Below are 18,258 nucleotides of genomic sequence, written 5' to 3'. Positions count from 1 at the left end.
GCCCCGCCCAGTGTTCAGGCCTTGGCGGTGGCGTTCTTGCTGCGTGGACGCAGCTGAGCGCTGGCCATGGCCTCGTCGGTGACGCCACTGTCGGCACGCATGCCGGCCGCCAGGAACGGCACCATCAGGCGCATGACTTGTTCGATCGAGGTATTGATGCCGAAATCGGTTTCGGCAATGGCCCGCAGTGCCTTGATACCCGACATGCTGAAGGCCGCGGCACCGAGCATGAAATGCACACGCCAGAATAGCTCCAGCGGCGGGATGCGCGGTGCAGCCTCGTTGACCAGCAGCATGTAGCGGCGGAACACCTTGCCATACATGTCCTCGAGGTAGCGGCGCAGGTGCCCCTGGCTCTGGCTGAAGGCCAGGCCCAGCAGGCGCATGAAGATAGAGAGGTCGTTGTTGCTGCGCGGCTGCACGGCAAGCGCCTGCTCCACCAGCATCTCCAGCAGTTCTTCGAGCGAGGGTTTCTGTTCAGGCCGGGCCTGGCGACGCTCCAGCTCGCGCTCGAGGCTGGCGCAGAACGGGCCCAGGAAGCGCGAGAACACCGCCTGGATCAGGGCCTTCTTGGAACCGAAGTGGTAGTTGACCGCGGCCAGGTTGACGCCAGCCTTGCTGGTGATCAGCCGCAGCGAGGTTTCGGCGAATCCCCTCTCTGCGAACAGCTGCTCGGCAGCATCGAGAATGCGTTCAACGGTTTCCGATTGGGCCATGACTACTCCGCCAGACAAACAGGTGTTTGAAACATACGTTTCAGGCCTGTTTATGTCAAGGCTCGCTGACCGTGCGGTCGCCATTAAAACACAGCTTCGCCCTACACGCTGAAGGCCACGCTGCCCGCCACGCCCAGCGCCTCATGCAGCACATTGCCAGCCTTTTCCGCGTGCACAACGCTTGCAGTGGGCCAGCCACTGTATATAATCCCAGTCACTGTATAAAAAGACAGAGCGCTCGCCATGTTGAAACTGACGTCACGCCAAGCCGAAATTCTGGCCTTCATCAAACGTTGCCTCGAAGACAACGGCTTCCCGCCGACGCGCGCGGAGATCGCTCAAGAGCTGGGCTTCAAGTCGCCCAACGCCGCCGAGGAACACCTCAAGGCCCTCGCCCGTAAAGGCGCGATCGAAATGACCCCTGGGGCCTCCCGCGGCATTCGTGTCCCTGGGTTCGAAGCCAAGGCAGAAGAAAACGGCCTGCCAATCATTGGCCGGGTCGCGGCCGGCGCACCGATTCTCGCCGAGCAGCATATCGAGCAATCCTGCAACATCAACCCTGCCTTCTTCCATCCACGCGCCGACTACCTGCTGCGCGTACATGGCATGAGCATGAAGGACATCGGCATTTTCGATGGCGACCTGCTCGCCGTCCATACCTGCCGTGAAGCCCGAAACGGCCAGATCGTCGTCGCCCGCATCGGTGACGAAGTAACGGTCAAGCGCTTCAAGCGTGAAGGCAGCAAAGTCTGGCTTATTGCCGAGAACCCCGAATTCGCCCCCATCGAAGTCGACCTGAAAGAACAGGAACTGGTTATCGAGGGCTTGAGTGTCGGCGTCATTCGCCGCTGATCCAGGAGGCGTCATGCAGCAGTCCATCCATGCACCCCAGCAAGTTCAGCTCCCGCTGTTCGAGGCTTTCCTCGCCCAGCCGGTATTGCCTGGCTTGAAGGCACAAGAGCCGGCGCGCAAGCACAGCCAACCCGAGCTGTTTAGCGAACTGTCACTGCGCGGCGCAGTTGGACACTGCCAAAACCTGCTGGCGCCTGTGCTACGCGAGCTGAGCGAAGAAGACGACGCCCGCTGGCTGACCCTGATCGCCCCACCCTCTAACCTGACCCAAGCCTGGCTGCGGGATGCAGGCCTCAACCGCGAACGCATTCTGCTGCTGCACCCTCGCGGCAACCAGAGCCCGCTGCAACTGGCCTGTGAAGCCCTGCGCCTTGGCCTTAGCCACACCGTAGTGAGCTGGCTAGGGAACATCAACGCCAGCGCACGCCAGCAATTGGTGCGCGCAGCCAACGCCGGAAACGCACAAAGCCTGAACATCCGCCTCGGCTGATGTTCAGGCTTTGCCTGTTACCTCACACCACACTCTTCGTTTAGTGCAGTACGCGCGGTCCTTCGTCGCGTTCGAGTTCGCCATCCATGAGACGACCTGCCATTTGCACGCCGACGCTCAGCATTGCCTTGGCGACTTCGACGTGCTGCCCCTGCAAGAACGCCTTGGCGTCCTCCGAGAAATCCAGGGTTACCAGAGAGCCTTCGTCCTCGGCACGACGCAGTTCGATCCGGCCATCAGGCAACTCGACAATTTCTAGAAAGGACGTTGACATATAGGGCTGTTCTCCTCGAAAGGCCAGCATTGTACCAGTCGAATCAGTGATCAGCACTCACTCAACGCGTCACGGAACCGTCTCACCAAGTCCTTAAGGTTGTTCCTCCAGCTTTCCAGGGTTGCTCTCGACAGCGCAGGTTGCTCGGGTTCGTCGAGATTGACAGCCTGGATCAGCGGTTGGGTGACGTCGGTTTTAGGGGTTTTCTTCGCGACCGGCGGTCGGAACAAATCGGCATAAGCACTGACCAGTTGCGCCAGCCAGGTTTCCCGCTGGCGCACCAGTTCGAGCATTTCAGCCACTTCAGGGATGGCGATGTCGTTCAGCGCATCGTCGGCGAGCGCCTGCTCGACCGAAGCCACTACCGGCAGGCGGTAGAAGCCGCCGATCTCGTGACACAGTCCCAGCAGCGCGCCATTGAGGTGAAACAACGCTGCCTCGCGTTCAGCCTGGACCAGGCCCTGGGCATTCATGGCCTGGCTCTGTTCGGCCTTGGCCATCGATTCGAGGGCGAGGCCGGCGAAGAACAGTTTCTGGTTGGTGCGGGTGTAGAGTTCCTGGGCCATTTCGAGTGCCCTCCCATAGGCTGCAAGGCATATTACTGCATCATAAATGATCAGGGCCGCAAAGCGGCCCCAATTACAGCACCGAGGAATCAGCGCTTGTCTTCGACTTTCCAGGTACTCCCGTCGTAAAACGCCTTCCAGCCGGTCGGCTTGCCATCGACCTCGGACTGCACGTATTGCTCCTTGGTCTTGCGGCTGTAGCGAATCACCGCTGGACGGCCTTCAGGGTCCTTCTGCGGCGCATCGCAGAGGAAGTGGTACTTAGGGTCGATCTCGTGCTTGTGTGGAACGATCTCCATCACCAGCGGGGCCCGGGTTTCGCGGTTCTTGGGGAACTGGCTGGCGGCCAGGAACAGCCCAGAAGCGCCGTCGCGCAGCACGTAGGTATCGTCGACCTTCTCGCACTTGAGCTCCGGCATGTCCACCTTATCCATCTTCGGTGGCGCCGCTTCGCCGCTCTTGAGCAGCTTGCGGGTGTTCTTGCACGAAGGATTGGTGCAACCGAAGAACTTGCCGAAACGGCCTGTCTTGAGCTGCATCTCGCTACCGCACTTGTCGCACTCCAGGCTCGGCCCTTCGTAGCCCTTGATCCGGTAGTTGCCTTCCTCGATCTCGTAGCCCGCACAGTCCGGGTTGTTACCGCAGATATGCAGCTTGTGCTTTTCGTCCAGCAGGTAGGCATCCATCGCCGTCGCGCAGATCGGGCAACGGTGCTTGCCACGCAGCACGCGGGATTCCGACTCGCCCTCGTCGTCTGCAGCAATCTCGTCACCCGGCACCAGGTTCACGGTGGCCTTGCAGCGCTCTTTGGGCGGCAGGCTGTATCCCGAGCAACCCAGGAACACGCCGGTCGAAGCGGTACGGATCATCATCGGCCGCCCGCATTCCTTGCACGGAATGTTGGTCATGGTCGGCTGGTTGGCACGCATGCCGTTCTCTGCCGACTCGGCCGTCAGCAGTTTCTTGCTGAAGTCGCCGTAGAACTCGTCCAGCACGTTCTTCCAGTCACGCTCGCCCTGGGCCACGTCGTCGAGGTTCTCTTCCATGTCGGCGGTGAAGCCGTAATCCATCAGATTGGAGAAACTCTCGGAGAGGCGTTCGGTGACGATGTCACCCATCTTCTCGGAATAGAAGCGGCGGTTGTGCAGGGTCACATAGCCACGGTCCTGGATGGTGGAGATGATCGCCGCATAGGTGGACGGACGACCGATCCCACGTTTTTCCATTTCCTTGACCAGGCTGGCCTCGGTGAAGCGCGCCGGTGGCTTGGTGAAATGCTGGCTCGGGTCGAGTTGGATCAGCTTCAACGCCTCACCCTGGGCCATTTCCGGCAGCACATCGTCTTCGCCTGGCTTGCTCTGCTGTGGCAGCACACGGGTATAACCGTCGAACTTCAGGATACGGCCCTTGGCACGCAGCTCGAAGTCGCCAGCAGCGACCGTGACGCTGGTGGACAGGTATTGCGCCGGCGGCATCTGGCAGGCCAGGAACTGACGCCAGATCAGCTCGTACAAGCGCTCGGCATCGCGTTCCATGCCGCTGAGCTTGGTCGGATGGGTATTGACGTCAGAAGGACGAATCGCTTCGTGCGCTTCCTGAGCGCCCTCCTTGCTGCCGTACACCAGCGCAGCTTCCGGCAGGTACTGCTTGCCGAACTCACGCTCGATGTAGCTGCGCGCCATGTCCAGGGCGTCGGCCGACAGGTTGGTCGAGTCGGTACGCATGTAGGTGATGTAACCCGCTTCGTACAGACGCTGGGCCATCATCATGGTCTTCTTCACCCCGAAGCCCAGGCGATTGCTCGCAGCCTGCTGCAAGGTGGAGGTAATGAACGGTGCCGACGGCTTGCTACTGGTCGGCCGGTCTTCGCGCTTGACCACGCTGTAGCTGGAAGCCTTGAGCTTCTCCAGTGCGGCCATGGCCTGGGCTTCATTGAGCGGCTTGAAGGCTTCGCCGTTCTCGCGAGCCACTTCGAAGCGCACCTTGGCGTTCTTGGCGGTGCCCAGGTCAGCGTGGACTTCCCAGTATTCCTCGGGGATGAAAGCCCGGATTTCGCGCTCGCGCTCGACCACCAGCTTCACCGCCACCGACTGCACCCGTCCCGCGGACAGGCCGCGGGCGATCTTGGCCCACAGCAATGGCGAAACCATGTAGCCAACCACCCGGTCGAGGAAGCGCCGCGCCTGCTGGGCATTGACGCGGTCGATGTCGAGTTCGCCCGGTTGGGAGAAGGCATCCTGGATGGCCTTCTTGGTGATTTCGTTGAACACCACGCGCTTGTAGCGGCTGTCGTCCCCACCAATGGCTTCGCGCAGATGCCAGGCAATGGCCTCCCCTTCGCGATCCAAGTCGGTTGCGAGATAGATGGTGTCGGCATCCTTGGCCAGGCGGCGCAGTTCGTCGATCACCTTCTCCTTGCCAGGCAGGATCTCGTACTTGGCCTTCCAGCCGTGTTCTGGGTCGACGCCCATGCGTGCCACCAGCTGGCGCCGCGCCTTTTCCTTGGGCGACAGGGCCGGAGCCTCACCCGCAGTCTTGCCGCGCTTGGCGGCCGGCTCTTTGCTGGCGCTGGCCGAACCGCTGGTGGGGAGGTCTCGGATATGGCCGATACTCGACTTCACCACGTACTGGTTGCCCAGGTACTTGTTGATGGTCTTGGCCTTGGCCGGGGATTCCACAATGACCAGCGATTTGCCCATGGATCGGAGTATTCCTGAATCTGAAGATTAAAAACGCGTCAGGTGCCAGACGCGGCACCGCTATATATAGTGGCAAAAGAGTGAGGTCAAGCGCGGTCGATCACTCGCCTGGCCCGGCCAAGTGCCCGGACAGCCCCTCTTCGGCCTTGACCAAAGCAAAGCGTGGCACCTGCTCGCCGTCAACCTCGACTGATTCGAGGAACATCGAAAGTGGCCGTACCCACAGCCCGAATTCGCCGTACAGCGCCTGGTAGAACACTACCCATTCTTCGGTCTCGGAGTGCTGGGCAGCGGCGAAGACACGGTACTCAGGCCCTTTGTAATGACGATACACGCCTGGTTGTATCTGCATGTCACTCACCCTCTTGAAACAAAATCTGTAAAAAAACAAAAACCGGGGCACTGGGCCCCGGCTGCTGACTTGCAACGCGATCAGACGCGCTCGAAGACAGTGGTGATGCCTTGACCCAGGCCGACGCACATGGTGGCTACACCGAGGGTACCGCCATTCTGCTTCATGACGTTGAGCAGGGTGCCGGAAATTCGCGCCCCAGAGCAACCGAACGGGTGGCCCAAAGCGATGGCGCCGCCGTGCAGGTTAACCTTCTCATCCATCTTGTCGAGCACTTTCAAATCTTTCAGCACTGGCAGGGCCTGTGCGGCGAAGGCTTCGTTGAGCTCGATGAAGTCGATGTCGGCCATGGTCAGGCCAGCACGCTTGAGGGCTTTCTGGGTCGACGGCACCGGACCGTAGCCCATGATCGCTGGGTCGACACCGGCCACCGCCATGGAGCGGATGACCGCCAATGGCTGGATGCCCAGGTCCATGGCACGCTGGCCAGACATGACGATCATGCACGAGGCACCATCGGTGATCTGCGACGACGTACCGGCGGTGACGGTACCCCCTTTGGGGTTGAACGCCGGCTTGAGCGACGCCAGGCCTTCGAGGGTGGTTTCCGGGCGGATGGTCTCGTCGAAGTCGAAGACCTTCAGGAAGCCGTTCTCGTCATAGCCCTGCATCGGGATGATCTCGTCCTTGAACTTGCCCTCGACCGTCGCCTTGTGGGCGAGCTGGTGCGAGCGCAGGCCAAACAGGTCCTGTTGCTCACGGCTGATGCCGTGCATCTTGCCGAGCATTTCAGCGGTCAGGCCCATCATGCCTGAAGCCTTGGCGGCATACAGCGACATGTGCGGGTTCGGGTCGACGCCGTGCATCATGCTGACGTGGCCCATGTGCTCGACGCCACCGACCACGAACACGTCACCGTTGCCGGTCATGATCGCCTGGGCGGCGGTGTGCAGTGCGCTCATCGACGAACCGCACAGCCGGCTGACGGTCTGGGCTGCGGAAGTGTGCGGGATCTGGGTCATCAGCGACGCCATGCGGGCGATGTTCCAGCCCTGCTCCAGGGTCTGGTTGACGCAGCCCCAGATCACGTCCTCGACTTCTTTCGGGTCGACCTTGTCATTACGCTCCAGCAGCTTGCTGATCAGGTGCGCAGACATGTCTTCGGCACGGGTGTTGCGGTGCATGCCACCCTTGGAGCGGCCCATCGGGGTGCGACCGAAGTCGACAATCACCACGTCTCTTGGATTGAGGCTCATATCAATACTCTCGCTCTACTCTTGCTCTCAGGCGCTGTGGGGCCGCTCAGTTGAAGAAGCGCTGGCCATTCTTGGCCATCTCGCGCAGCTTCGCGGTCGGGTGGTACAGCGGTCCGAGGTCGGCATATTGGTCAGCCAGGGCAACGAACTCGGCCACCCCGATCGAATCGATGTAACGCAGCGCACCACCACGGAAGGGAGGGAAGCCAATGCCATAGACCAGACCCATGTCGGCTTCGGCGGCGGTTTCGACGATGCCATCTTCCAGGCAGCGCACGGTTTCGAGGCACAGCGGGATCATCATCCAGTTGATGATGTCTTCGTCGCTGACTTCACGCGCTTCGAACACGATCGGCTTGAGGACGTCGAGCACGCTGCTGTCGGCCACTTTCTTCGGTTTGCCGCGCTTGTCGGTTTCGTAGGCGTAGAAGCCCTTGCCGTTCTTCTGGCCGAGACGGTTGGCCTCGTAGAGCGCATCGACGGCCGAGCGACGGTCATCTTTCATGCGGTCCGGGAAGCCTTCGGCCATTACGTCACGGCCGTGGTGGCCGGTGTCGATGCCGACGACGTCCATCAGGTACGCCGGCCCCATGGGCCAGCCGAACTTCTCCATGACCTTGTCGATGCGCACGAAGTCGACACCGGCGCTGACCAGCTTGGCGAAGCCGCCGAAATACGGGAACAGCACGCGGTTGACCAGGAAGCCCGGGCAGTCGTTGACCACGATCGGGTTCTTGCCCATCTTCTTGGCGTACGCCACGGTGGTGGCGACCGCTACATCGCTGGATTTCTCGCCACGAATCACTTCCACCAGCGGCATCATGTGCACCGGGTTGAAAAAGTGCATGCCGACGAAGTTCTCTGGACGCTTGAGGGCCTTGGCCAACAAGTTGATGGAGATGGTCGAGGTGTTGGAGGCGAGGATCGCATCTTCCTTCACCTGGCTTTCGACTTCGGCCAATACAGCCTGCTTGACCTTCGGGTTCTCGACAACGGCTTCGACCACGATGTCGACGTTGGCGAAGTCGCCGTAGGACAGCGTCGGACGAATGGCGTTGAGCGCCTCCGCCATTTTCGCCGGGGTCAGGCGGCCTTTCTCGACACGCTTGCCGAGCAGCTTGGAAGCCTCGTTCAGGCCCAGCTGGATGGCTTCCTCGCGAATATCCTTCATCAGGATCGGGGTACCTTTGACCGCCGACTGATAAGCGATACCACCCCCCATGATTCCGGCGCCGAGCACGGCAGCCTGCTTCACGTCGTGGGCGATTTCATCATGGGCCTTGGCCTTGCGCTTGAGCTCCTGATCGTTCAAGAACAGGCCGACCAGGCTTTCGGCGACCGAGGTACGGGCCAGCTTGGCGAAACCTGCGGCCTCGACTTCCAGCGCTTTGTCGCGGCCGAAGTTGGCGGCTTTCTGGATGGTCTTGATGGCTTCGACCGGAGCCGGATAGTTCGGGCCGGCCTGCCCGGCCACGAAGCCTTTGGCGGTTTCGAAGGCCATCATCTGCTCGATGGCATTGAGCTTGAGCTTCTCGAGCTTCGGTTGGCGCTTGGCCTTGTAGTCCAGCTCGCCGCTGATGGCGCGCTTGATCAGGTCCAGGGCCCCGGCCTGCAGCAGTTCAGGGGCGACCACGGCATCGACCGCACCGACTTTCAGCGCGTCATCGGCACGGTTTTCCTTGCCCGAGGCAATCCACTCGATGGCGTTGTCGGAGCCGATCAGGCGCGGCAGGCGCACGGTACCACCGAAGCCAGGATAGATACCCAGCTTGACCTCTGGCAGACCGATCTTGGCGCTGGAGGACATGATGCGGTAATCGGCCGCCAGGCACATTTCCAGGCCGCCACCCAGGGCGATACCGTTGATGGCCGCGACCGTCGGTACTTCGAGGTCTTCGAAGGCATTGAAGATGCGGTTGGCTTCCAGGTTGCCGGCAACCAGTTCGGCCTCGGGCAGCTTGAAGTTCTCGACGAATTCGGTGATGTCGGCGCCGACGATGAACACGTCCTTGCCACTGCTGACGATCACGCCTTTCACCGAGGCGTCGGCCTTGATAGCGTCGACGGCCTGGCGCAGCTCGTCCAGGGTCAGGCGATTGAACTTGTTGACGGACTCACCCTTGAGGTCGAACTTCAGTTCGACGATGCCGCTTTCAAGAGCCTTAACCGTGATGGCTTTACCTTCGTAAATCATCAACTGATCTCCACGATATGGAAGCTGAACTGTACGCACCGAACGCTGGCGGCAGAGCTGGCCATGCTGCCCTTGCCCCAGGCACACCCGTTAGCGCGCGAGTCGGGGTTCTGAGTGAGCGTTGTGACATACAAACGCTCAATTCATACGCCCGTTTGATTTGGGTATGCACACATTCTCCGAAAAGATCGGCGTTGTCAAATGCTCGCGAAGACCATGAAAACGCGACTTTCCAGTCATTTTGCAACGGCAGGGTTCGATACATGATGACAGTGATCGCAGATCATTCATGTCAGCGATTGACCATTCAGGGGGGGGCGAAGGTGTTGGTCTTGAGATGTTCGGTGAAGCGTAGATCGCGAGCAAGACTCGCCCCCACGTCTGTTTCGGGCTAGTTATTCCTGTGGGTAGGAAATCGATGATCTGTAGGAGCGAGCCTTGCTCGCGATGCGCCGCGCGGGCTGCGGGCGATCGAACAGGCCCCGAATAATCATCGCCAGCCACCTACCGCGCCCCTGCGCACATCCCACAAAAAAATCCAGGCATTCTCTCAATAACCCTCTACACTGCCAGTGGCTCCAAGAAATTCCCGGCCTGCCTGGCCTTTTCTGCACTGCAGAAACGACAAAGCGGCAACCTGGCACCTACCCTCCTGGGGCGTTGCCATGTTGCCGCTTTGTCGTTAACGCGTGTTCAAGCGAGGGTTTCAAAGGCGTGAGCAATATCCTGCAACACAGATTTATCACCGCGCTCGCTCCAGTACAGCGCAATCATGCTTTTGTCAGCCTCGACCTTGTAGACGGTCCCAGGCAGACGCGCGAACACCTCGTTCAGGCGGGGTTCCTCGCACACTTCACGCCACTGGTTCCACCATACGCCGGGACTGACCTGCCAGTAGCACCAGCTATCTTCGTGCCCTTTGCGGCGGGCCCGATGGTACTGAGGACACGGACTAGGCGGCTCTTTTTCCAGCCAGTGCGGCCACTGCTGCGGCGCCAACTGCATGGCCAGCCCCATGCGCCGAGCCTCCAGGCGCAGACTCATCTGTTCTCCCTGCTTGCGTGAAAGACGCAGCCAGGAAAGCGGACTGAGAATCAGGGCAAGGATTGACACCACCAGCCATACCGTCATATCTAGATTCCATAAAGCGTTGCAAATGAGCGGGTTACTCAAGTTTCACGGAAGACCTGCCCCAAAGCGACCATACTTCCAATATCGCGATTGTCAGGAGTACAGCTCATGTCCTACGAACATCTTCTGGTTGCCGTCGACCTGACCGAAGAATGCGACCCGGTGATCAAGCGCGCCATGAAGCTCGCAGAGCCTACAGGCGCCAAGGTCTCTCTGGTGCATATCGTCGAGCCGATGGCCATGGCATTCGGCGGTGATGTGCCCATGGACCTGTCTCAGCTGCAGCAGCAGCAGTTCGACCAGGCCAAGGAGCGCATGGACCGACTGTTCAACAAGTACCCGGACATCAATCGTGGCGATTCGCACCTGACCTACGGCCAGCCGCGCCAGGAAATCCACCAGTTGGCCAAGGAACAACATTGCGACCTGATCGTGGTCGGCAGCCATGGCCGCCACGGGCTGGCATTGCTGCTGGGCTCTACCGCCAATGACGTGTTGCATGGCGCCCCTTGCGATGTCTTGGCGGTGCGGTTGCAGAAGAAGGAATGATCCAACCCGCACGGGCCCTATCGTCGGCGTGCCGGCGATAGGGCCCGTCGGATCAACCTTCCAGCTCGGCCCAGCGCTCTACCAAGGTATCCAGCTCAGCCTGCAGCTTCTCCAGCTTCGCCAGCACAGCCGAGGTTTCACCGATAGGGCGCTGGTAGAAGCCAGGTGCATTGACCTCTTCCTGAACCACCGCCATGCGCTGCTCCAGCTCGTCGATCTGCCCCGGCAACGCCTCCAGCTCGCGCTGCAACTTGTAGCTGAGCTTTTTCTTCGACGCATCAACGGCCGCGGCTGCAGGGGCCGGCGCCGCCTCGACGACAGGCTTTTCCACCACCGCGCTGTTGAGCTCCGACTTGCCGCCCTTGCTTTCGGTCACACCCAGCAACTTCGGCGAGCCACCCTGGCGAATCCAGTCTTCATAGCCACCGACGTACTCGCGGACCTTGCCCTCCCCCTCGAACACCAGAGTGCTGGTCACCACGTTGTCGAGGAAAGCCCGGTCGTGGCTGACCATCAGTACCGTGCCCTTGTAGTTGGACAGTACTTCCTCCAGCAGCTCCAGCGTCTCGACATCCAGGTCGTTGGTCGGCTCGTCGAGGACCAACAGGTTGGCAGGCTTGCTGAACAGCTTGGCCAGCAGCAGTCGCGCACGCTCGCCGCCGGACAGCGCCTTGACCGGGGTACGCGCGCGCTGCGGGCTGAACAGGAAGTCGCCCAGGTAGCTCAGCACATGGCGGCTCTGCCCGTCGATGTCGATGAAGTCCCGGCCTTCGGCCAGGTTGTCGATCACGGTCTTTTCCAGGTCGAGCTGGTGGCGCATCTGGTCGAAATAGGCCACTTCGAGCTTGGTACCACGCTCTACCTTGCCGGAGGTCGGCTCAAGATCGCCGAGCATCAGCTTCAGCAGCGTGGTCTTGCCTGTACCGTTGGCGCCCAACAGGCCAATACGGTCTTCGCGCTGCAGGACCATAGAGAAGTCCTTCACCAGCATCGGCCCCTCAGGGTGTGCGAAGCTGACATTCTCCAGCACCATGACCTGCTTGCCGGACTTCTCCGCCGCCTCGATCTGGATGTTGGCCTTGCCCTGACGCTCGCGGCGCTCACTACGTTCCACACGCAATGCCTTGAGCGCACGCACACGACCTTCGTTGCGGGTACGACGGGCCTTGATGCCCTGGCGAATCCATACCTCTTCCTGGGCCAGACGCTTGTCGAACAGCGCGTTGGCGGTCTCTTCCGCGGCCAGGGCCGCTTCTTTGTGCACCAGGAAGCTGGCGTAATCGCCATTCCAGTCAATCAGGCCGCCACGGTCGAGCTCGAGGATGCGCGTCGCCAGGTTCTGCAGGAACGAACGGTCGTGGGTAATGAACAACACGGCACCGTTGAAGCCGCTCAGGGCTTCTTCGAGCCAGGCGATGGCGCCGATGTCCAGGTGGTTGGTCGGCTCGTCCAGCAACAGCAGGTCGGGCTCGGACACCAACGCCTGGGCCAGCAGCACACGACGGCGCCAGCCGCCTGACAGCTCGGCCAGGGTCTTGTCGGCCGGCAATTGCAGGCGGCTCAGGGTGCTTTCCACCACCTGCTGCAGGCGCCAGCCATCGCGCGCCTCCAGTTCGTGCTGGACATGCATGAGTTTTTCCAGATCTTCATCACCCTGAATGTTCTGGCTCAGGTGATGATATTCGGCCAGCAACGCGCCCACGCCATCAAGGCCTTCGGCCACCACGTCGAACACGCTGCGCTCGTCGGCTACGGGCAGCTCCTGAGGCAGCTCACCAATCTTCAGGCCGGGGGCACGCCAGATTTCGCCGTCATCGCCCTTCTGCTCACCCTTTACCAGGCGCAGCATGCTCGACTTGCCGGTGCCGTTGCGGCCGATGATGCACACCCGCTCGCCACGGGCGATCTGCCAGGACACTTTGTCCAGCAGCGGCATGGCGCCGAATGCGAGGGACACATCGCTGAATTTGAGCAGGGTCATGTTCGTCTCCAGAAAGCGGGCGCGCATTCTACCTGACTTGGCCCCTTCCGGCATTAAGTTGGCCATCCTGCCAGGGCCTGGCGACATCCGGTCGAACTTTACGCCTTGATACAAGCACAGCGCTTTCACCCGTCGCGGGCAAACGGCTAAGCTAAGCAATAGATTCCAACAGTGCTGGCATCGCCGTCACTTTCCCATGGTTCAACTGCCCGGACGTATCATGCGCAGCCGCCTGTTACACATTGCATCCTGCCTGCTGCTCACCGCTGCCGCCACAGCGGTGCAGGCCACCGACCTCTCCCTGCAACGCCAGTACTACGACGAGGCCAAACGTGCCTTGGCCAAGGGCGACAAAGGCCCGTACCTGCGTTACGCCCAGGCCCTGCGCGACTACCCGCTGACGCCTTACCTGGCCTATGACGAGCTCACCGCTCGCCTGAAAAGCGCCAGCAATGAAGAAATCGAGGGGTTCCTGGCCAAGCATGGCGACCTGCCACAAGCCAACTGGATGAAACTGCGCTGGCTGCGTTGGCTAGCCGAACGTGGCGAATGGAATACCTTCGCCAAGTACTACGACCCCAAGCTCAATTTCACTGAACTGGACTGCCTCAACGGTCAGTACCAACTGAGCCATGGCATGCGTGCCGAAGGTTTCGCCAGCGCCGAAAAACTGTGGAATGTCGGCAAGTCGCAACCTGCGGCCTGCGACACCCTGTTCGGCATGTGGGCAGCCGAAGGCCAGCTGACCGAGGCCAAGCGCTGGAATCGCACCAAGCTTGCCGCCCAAGCCCGCAACTATGGGCTGGCCAACAACCTGGTCAAGACCCTGACCACCCTCGCCCCGCAGGGCCGCCTGCTGGTCGACGTGGCACAGAAACCCGAACTGCTGAACCAACCTTCGCGCTTCACCCCGGTCAACGAAGCCATGTCCGACGTGGTCAGCCTCGGCTTGCGCCGCCTCGCCAGGCAGGACCCAGAGCGCGCCATGGCGCTGCTCGACGATTACGCCCAGCGCATGCATTTCTCCCGCGACGAAAAAGTCGCCATCGCCCGGGAAATCGGCCTGACCCTGGCCCGTCGCTATGATCCGCGCGCCCTGGACCTGATGACCCGTTTCGACCCGGAACTGCGCGACAACACCGTCAGTGAATGGCGCCTGCGTCTGCTGTTGCGTCTGGGCCGCTGGGAAGATGCCTACGAGCTGACCAAGCGCCTGCCCCAGGACCTGGCCAGCAGCAGCCGCTGGAAGTACTGGCAAGCCCGCACGCTGGAACTGGCCCAGCCGAACAACCCGCAGATCCCCTTGCTTTACAAGAATGTGGCACGCGAGCGGGATTTCTATGGTTTCCTCGCCGCCGACCGCGCTCAAACGCCCTACCAGCTGAACAACCGCCCCCTGGTGCTGAGCCCGCAACTGGTCAACAAGGTGCGTAATACGCCCGGGATCAAACGCGCCCTGGAATTCCACGCCCGCGGCCAGATCGTCGAAGGGCGCCGCGAGTGGTACCACGTCAGCCGCCACTTCACACGTGACGAGATGGTGGCCCAGGCGCGCCTGGCCTATGACTTGCGCTGGTATTTCCCGGCCATTCGCACCATCAGCCAGGCTCAATACTGGGACGACCTGGACGTCCGTTTCCCCATGGCCCACCGCGACACCCTGGTGCGCGAGGCCAAGGTACGCGGCCTGCATTCGAGCTGGGTGTTCGCCATAACCCGCCAGGAAAGCGCCTTCATGGAAGATGCCCGCTCCAGCGTGGGTGCCAGTGGCCTGATGCAGCTGATGCCGGCAACGGCCAAGGAAACCGCACGCAAGTTCAGCATCCCGCTGGCGTCGCCGTCGCAAGTGTTCAACCCGGACAAGAACATCCAGCTGGGCGCAGCCTACCTGAGCCAGGTACACAGCCAGTTCAACGGCAACCGGGTGTTGGCCTCGGCGGCCTACAACGCCGGGCCCGGACGGGTACGGCAGTGGCTCAAGGGCGCCAAGCACCTGAGCTTCGATGTGTGGGTGGAATCGATCCCGTTCGATGAAACTCGCCAGTACGTGCAGAACGTGCTGTCGTATTCGGTGATCTACGGACAGAAGCTCAATTCGCCGCAACCGCTGGTGGATTGGCATGAGCGGTACTTCGACGATATGTAAGCCATGCTCCCCCTGTCGGTTGTCAGGGGGTACACGGCCAGGCTCCCTGCAAGAGCCGGCTTGCCGGCGATGAGGCCGGCAAGCACTCCCGCTATTCCACCACCTCGACCCTCATCCCCACTTCAAGCACCCCTCGGCCATCCACCGCCAGGTTCTGCCCGAACAACACATCCCCTTCCTTTTCACGGAATGTCTTGAGCGTGGTCAACGGCTCACGGTCCGGGCTGCGCTCTCCGGTCACCGGGTCGAGCGTGGTGAAGATGCAGCGCACGCTGGGCTTGAGCAGGCGAAACTCCAACTCGCCGATGCGAATGCGCTTCCAGTTATCCTCGGCGAACGGCTCACTGCCCTGCACCACCAGATTCGGTCGGAAGCGGAGCATTTCCATGGGCCGGCCAATGCGCCGGTTGAGTTCATCCAACGACCCTTGGCCAATCAGCAGGAATGGAAAGCCATCCGGGAACGCCGCCCGGTCGCTGTTCAAGCCATAACCGCTGGGCAGGTAGCGAGCACGCTGTGGCGGGCAATACACCAGACGTACAGGCTTTGCGAGCATCTGCGACAACCAGGCAGCCGCCTCGTCGCCCGCATCGGGCACCCGCAAGGTATCGCGCCAGATCGTCACCCCGCGCAAATCATCGTCAGCCTCCGGCATCTTCACCTGCAGCGACGGCTGCCCTGGGGTTTCCAAGAGCAGCCCCGTTTCAACATGGCTTGCCTTGAGCTGGCTCAGTTGCGGCCAGGCGCGCTGGGTCAAAAAGCGGCCGTTTTCCTCCTCAACCACCATCCAGCGACGATCACCGAGCACACCCAGGTGATCCACCGGCGAAGCCTGCAAGCGTTGCGCCTGCCCCGACTTCACCGGATATCGATACAACTCACTCAGAAACATCCTTGCCAGCCTCGCACTCTCCGAAAACGCCTAGCTTATACCCGGCGCACGGTCAGCGCAGGTATCAGGCGCTGGCGGTATCCAGCAACAGACGCTGCTTCACCACATCGACCAGACGATCAGGCTGGAACTTGGAGAGGAAATTGTCGCAACCGACCTTCTTGACCATGGACTCGTTGAAGCTGCCCGACAGCGACGTGTGCAGCACCACATAGAGCTTGCGCAGGCGCGCATCGCCGCGAATCTCGGTGGTCAGCCGGTAACCATCCATTTCCGGCATCTCGGCGTCAGTGAACACCATCAGCAATTTCTCGCAGACATCTTCGCCAGCATCGGCCCACCCCTTGAGCATGCGCAGTGCTTTGAGGCCGTCGCTGGCCACATGCAGCTTGACGCCAAGCTGGGACAGGGTGTCGCGCAACTGCGCCAGGGCTACGCTGGAGTCATCCACCAGCAACACTTCTCGCCCGCGAGCACGCGACAGCACCGGGTCGGCGAGCTTGTCGCCGGAAACCCTGGCGTTGTAGGGAACGATCTCGGCCAGGACCTTTTCCACGTCGATCACTTCCACCAACTTGTCATCGACCTTGGTAATGGCGGTCAGGTAATGCTGACGGCCAGCGCTGGAAGGCGGCGGCATGATGGCTTCCCAGTTCATGTTGACGATGCGATCGACTCCGCCCACCAGGAAGGCTTGCACCGAGCGATTGTACTCGGTGACGATGATGGTGCTGTCCGGGCCCGGCTGCAGCGGGCGCATGCCGATCGCCTGGGACAGGTCGATCACTGGCAGGGTCTGCCCGCGCAGGTTCACCACGCCGCAGACGAATGCATGACGCTGCGGCATCAAGGTCAGCTTGGGCAGCTGCAGCACTTCCTGCACCTTGAACACGTTGATCGCGAACAGCTGGCGACCTGCCAGGCGGAACATCAGAATTTCCAGGCGGTTTTCACCCACCAATTGCGTTCGTTGGTCTACCGTGTCGAGAATGCCAGCCATTGGAAAAGCCCCCAGGCTCGTGTGGGAAAAGTGAGTTGATCCATCCTGTATCGGCATTTTTATGCGCAGCTTGACCCCCGCAGGAAAAAGCCTTGCCAGCGATTGATATCACTTTACCATCATGCTTTACTGCGATCATCGCAACCCCACCTTCTTCGTCGCCACCCCTACCCAGTATCAGGGAAACCCTTAGCAGCAATCGGGTGCAACCTGATGTTCGCAATATCCTTTAGCCATTAATGTGACGCCATTCTCATTGCATGAATGGAGTCAGGCTTTTGCTAGCAATCGTCTTGGCGTTGCCAACCCCCGCTCCAGCTAAAGCCGCCGGAGTGACATGATGGACCACGCCTCCTCGAACAGCATCGCCCTGCAGGAATTTCTGCTGGATGCGCAGATCTTGTTAACCCAGTCCCAGGAATGCCTACAGCACCTGGAACTGATCGACAACGACCCGGATGCCTGCAATTGCCTGAACAACACCCTCGATACTCTTGCCCGTCGCGCCAACGACCTGGGCCTGATCGAAGTCGCCCTCTACGCCGAAGCCTTGCAACGGATGCTGGCCCCTGCTTGCCACGAACGACACCTAAAGGGTGAAGCCCTACCGGCCGTGGATGCCTGCCTGACACTGCTGGCCTGGCAACTGGAGCTGGTCGACCCGCGCACCGGCCGCCTGAGCCTGGACACCTGCGAACAGACCACGCTGCTGGGTGAGCTGGCCCGGATATTGGGCCAACCTGCTCCGCAAACGTGTGCCTCCTGCAATGAGCGCGAACAGTCGGGCGCCCATCCTCATTCGGCCGCGCCAGCGCAGCGCTCATCCCCCCTTTAGAGCGGCGCGAACGCCCCTTCCGAAGAGCAACTAAGCGTATTGTTCAAGGCCCACCATGGTCGAACTAGTGAAGTTTGGCCAAAGTTTGGCGTTTGCACTTGAGTACGATTCAAGCGAGTTGCGCCGGAAAAGCACACAACTTGGTCAAACAATGGCATTTTGCCTCGTCCGGAGATGAAAAAACCTCCGGATACCCCCGCAAATCCTAAGGATTCGATGCTCTGGCTGCCCGCGACCAAATCATCCCAAAGTGTTAATATGCGCACACGAAAACGCTCTCGGCACCCCTGCAGATCCTTTCGACGTGCGCTGGACGATTGATTGA

The 18,258-nt window shown here is 60.9% G+C and carries 16 protein-coding genes; 5 read left to right on the top strand and 11 right to left on the bottom strand.

Going from position 1 to position 18,258, the window contains the following annotated elements:
* Nucleotides 1–14: 14 nt before the first annotated feature.
* Nucleotides 15–716, bottom strand: coding sequence for a TetR/AcrR family transcriptional regulator (locus tag IF103_RS07950; RefSeq protein ID WP_023379579.1), 702 nt, complete (start codon nt 714–716; stop codon nt 15–17).
* A 243-nt stretch (nt 717–959) separates the two neighbouring features.
* On the opposite strand from IF103_RS07950, the gene lexA reads away from it, so the two are divergent.
* Nucleotides 960–1,568 (top strand): transcriptional repressor LexA, encoded by a 609-nt coding sequence (gene lexA / locus IF103_RS07945; protein WP_023379578.1) that lies wholly within the window; start codon nt 960–962, stop codon nt 1,566–1,568.
* Between the two features lie 13 nt (nt 1,569–1,581).
* Nucleotides 1,582–2,058 (top strand): SOS-induced cell division inhibitor SulA, encoded by a 477-nt coding sequence (gene sulA / locus IF103_RS07940; RefSeq protein WP_023379577.1) that lies wholly within the window; start codon nt 1,582–1,584, stop codon nt 2,056–2,058.
* A 40-nt stretch (nt 2,059–2,098) separates the two neighbouring features.
* On the opposite strand, the gene IF103_RS07935 is transcribed toward sulA, so the two are convergent.
* The 7 genes from IF103_RS07935 to IF103_RS07905 form a co-directional block, all read right to left on the bottom strand.
* The gene (locus tag IF103_RS07935; RefSeq protein ID WP_004376430.1) at nt 2,099–2,332 is read right to left on the bottom strand and encodes a hypothetical protein; all 234 of its coding nucleotides are present in this window, start codon (nt 2,330–2,332) and stop codon (nt 2,099–2,101) included.
* 50 nt (nt 2,333–2,382) lie between these two features.
* The gene (locus IF103_RS07930) at nt 2,383–2,898 is read right to left on the bottom strand and encodes a DUF6586 family protein (protein ID WP_023379576.1); all 516 of its coding nucleotides are present in this window, start codon (nt 2,896–2,898) and stop codon (nt 2,383–2,385) included.
* An 89-nt stretch (nt 2,899–2,987) separates the two neighbouring features.
* Nucleotides 2,988–5,597 (bottom strand): type I DNA topoisomerase, encoded by a 2,610-nt coding sequence (gene topA / locus IF103_RS07925; RefSeq protein ID WP_027906767.1) that lies wholly within the window; start codon nt 5,595–5,597, stop codon nt 2,988–2,990.
* A gap of 100 nt (nt 5,598–5,697) precedes the next feature.
* The gene (locus tag IF103_RS07920; RefSeq protein WP_023379574.1) at nt 5,698–5,949 is read right to left on the bottom strand and encodes a DUF1653 domain-containing protein; all 252 of its coding nucleotides are present in this window, start codon (nt 5,947–5,949) and stop codon (nt 5,698–5,700) included.
* Between the two features lie 80 nt (nt 5,950–6,029).
* On the bottom strand, nt 6,030–7,205 hold the full coding sequence (fadA, locus tag IF103_RS07915) for an acetyl-CoA C-acyltransferase FadA (RefSeq protein ID WP_023379573.1): 1,176 nt from the start codon (nt 7,203–7,205) through the stop codon (nt 6,030–6,032).
* A gap of 46 nt (nt 7,206–7,251) precedes the next feature.
* Nucleotides 7,252–9,399 (bottom strand): fatty acid oxidation complex subunit alpha FadB, encoded by a 2,148-nt coding sequence (gene fadB / locus IF103_RS07910; protein ID WP_023379572.1) that lies wholly within the window; start codon nt 9,397–9,399, stop codon nt 7,252–7,254.
* 693 nt (nt 9,400–10,092) lie between these two features.
* Nucleotides 10,093–10,530 carry a hypothetical protein gene (locus tag IF103_RS07905; protein WP_202676156.1) on the bottom strand — a complete coding sequence of 146 codons (438 nt, stop codon included), beginning with the start codon at nt 10,528–10,530 and terminating at the stop codon, nt 10,093–10,095.
* A gap of 108 nt (nt 10,531–10,638) precedes the next feature.
* Here IF103_RS07905 and IF103_RS07900 point away from each other — a divergent pair, with 108 nt between their 5' ends.
* Nucleotides 10,639–11,079, top strand: coding sequence for a universal stress protein (locus IF103_RS07900; RefSeq protein WP_023379570.1), 441 nt, complete (start codon nt 10,639–10,641; stop codon nt 11,077–11,079).
* Between the two features lie 52 nt (nt 11,080–11,131).
* Here IF103_RS07900 and IF103_RS07895 read toward each other — a convergent pair whose 3' ends face one another.
* Nucleotides 11,132–13,060, bottom strand: a complete 1,929-nt coding sequence (locus IF103_RS07895) for an ATP-binding cassette domain-containing protein (protein WP_023379569.1) — start codon at nt 13,058–13,060, stop codon at nt 11,132–11,134.
* A gap of 220 nt (nt 13,061–13,280) precedes the next feature.
* Between IF103_RS07895 and IF103_RS07890 the strand changes: the two genes are divergently transcribed.
* Nucleotides 13,281–15,206 (top strand): transglycosylase SLT domain-containing protein, encoded by a 1,926-nt coding sequence (locus IF103_RS07890; RefSeq protein WP_023379568.1) that lies wholly within the window; start codon nt 13,281–13,283, stop codon nt 15,204–15,206.
* 91 nt (nt 15,207–15,297) lie between these two features.
* Here IF103_RS07890 and IF103_RS07885 read toward each other — a convergent pair whose 3' ends face one another.
* Together IF103_RS07885 and IF103_RS07880 are read right to left on the bottom strand one after the other, a co-directional pair.
* Nucleotides 15,298–16,098 (bottom strand): MOSC domain-containing protein, encoded by an 801-nt coding sequence (locus tag IF103_RS07885; protein WP_023379567.1) that lies wholly within the window; start codon nt 16,096–16,098, stop codon nt 15,298–15,300.
* Nucleotides 16,099–16,162: 64 nt separating this feature from the next.
* Nucleotides 16,163–17,098 (bottom strand): chemotaxis protein CheV, encoded by a 936-nt coding sequence (locus tag IF103_RS07880; protein ID WP_023379566.1) that lies wholly within the window; start codon nt 17,096–17,098, stop codon nt 16,163–16,165.
* 340 nt (nt 17,099–17,438) lie between these two features.
* Between IF103_RS07880 and IF103_RS07875 the strand changes: the two genes are divergently transcribed.
* On the top strand, nt 17,439–17,933 hold the full coding sequence (locus IF103_RS07875) for a hypothetical protein (protein WP_023379565.1): 495 nt from the start codon (nt 17,439–17,441) through the stop codon (nt 17,931–17,933).
* Nucleotides 17,934–18,258 lie beyond the last annotated feature (325 nt).

The organism is Pseudomonas sp. SK2, assembly GCF_016772395.1.
In the GTDB taxonomy this organism is placed as follows: domain Bacteria; phylum Pseudomonadota; class Gammaproteobacteria; order Pseudomonadales; family Pseudomonadaceae; genus Aquipseudomonas; species Aquipseudomonas taiwanensis.
The sequence above is the reverse complement of the archived record's forward strand: the minus strand, read 5'-3'. Positions and strand labels throughout refer to the sequence as shown.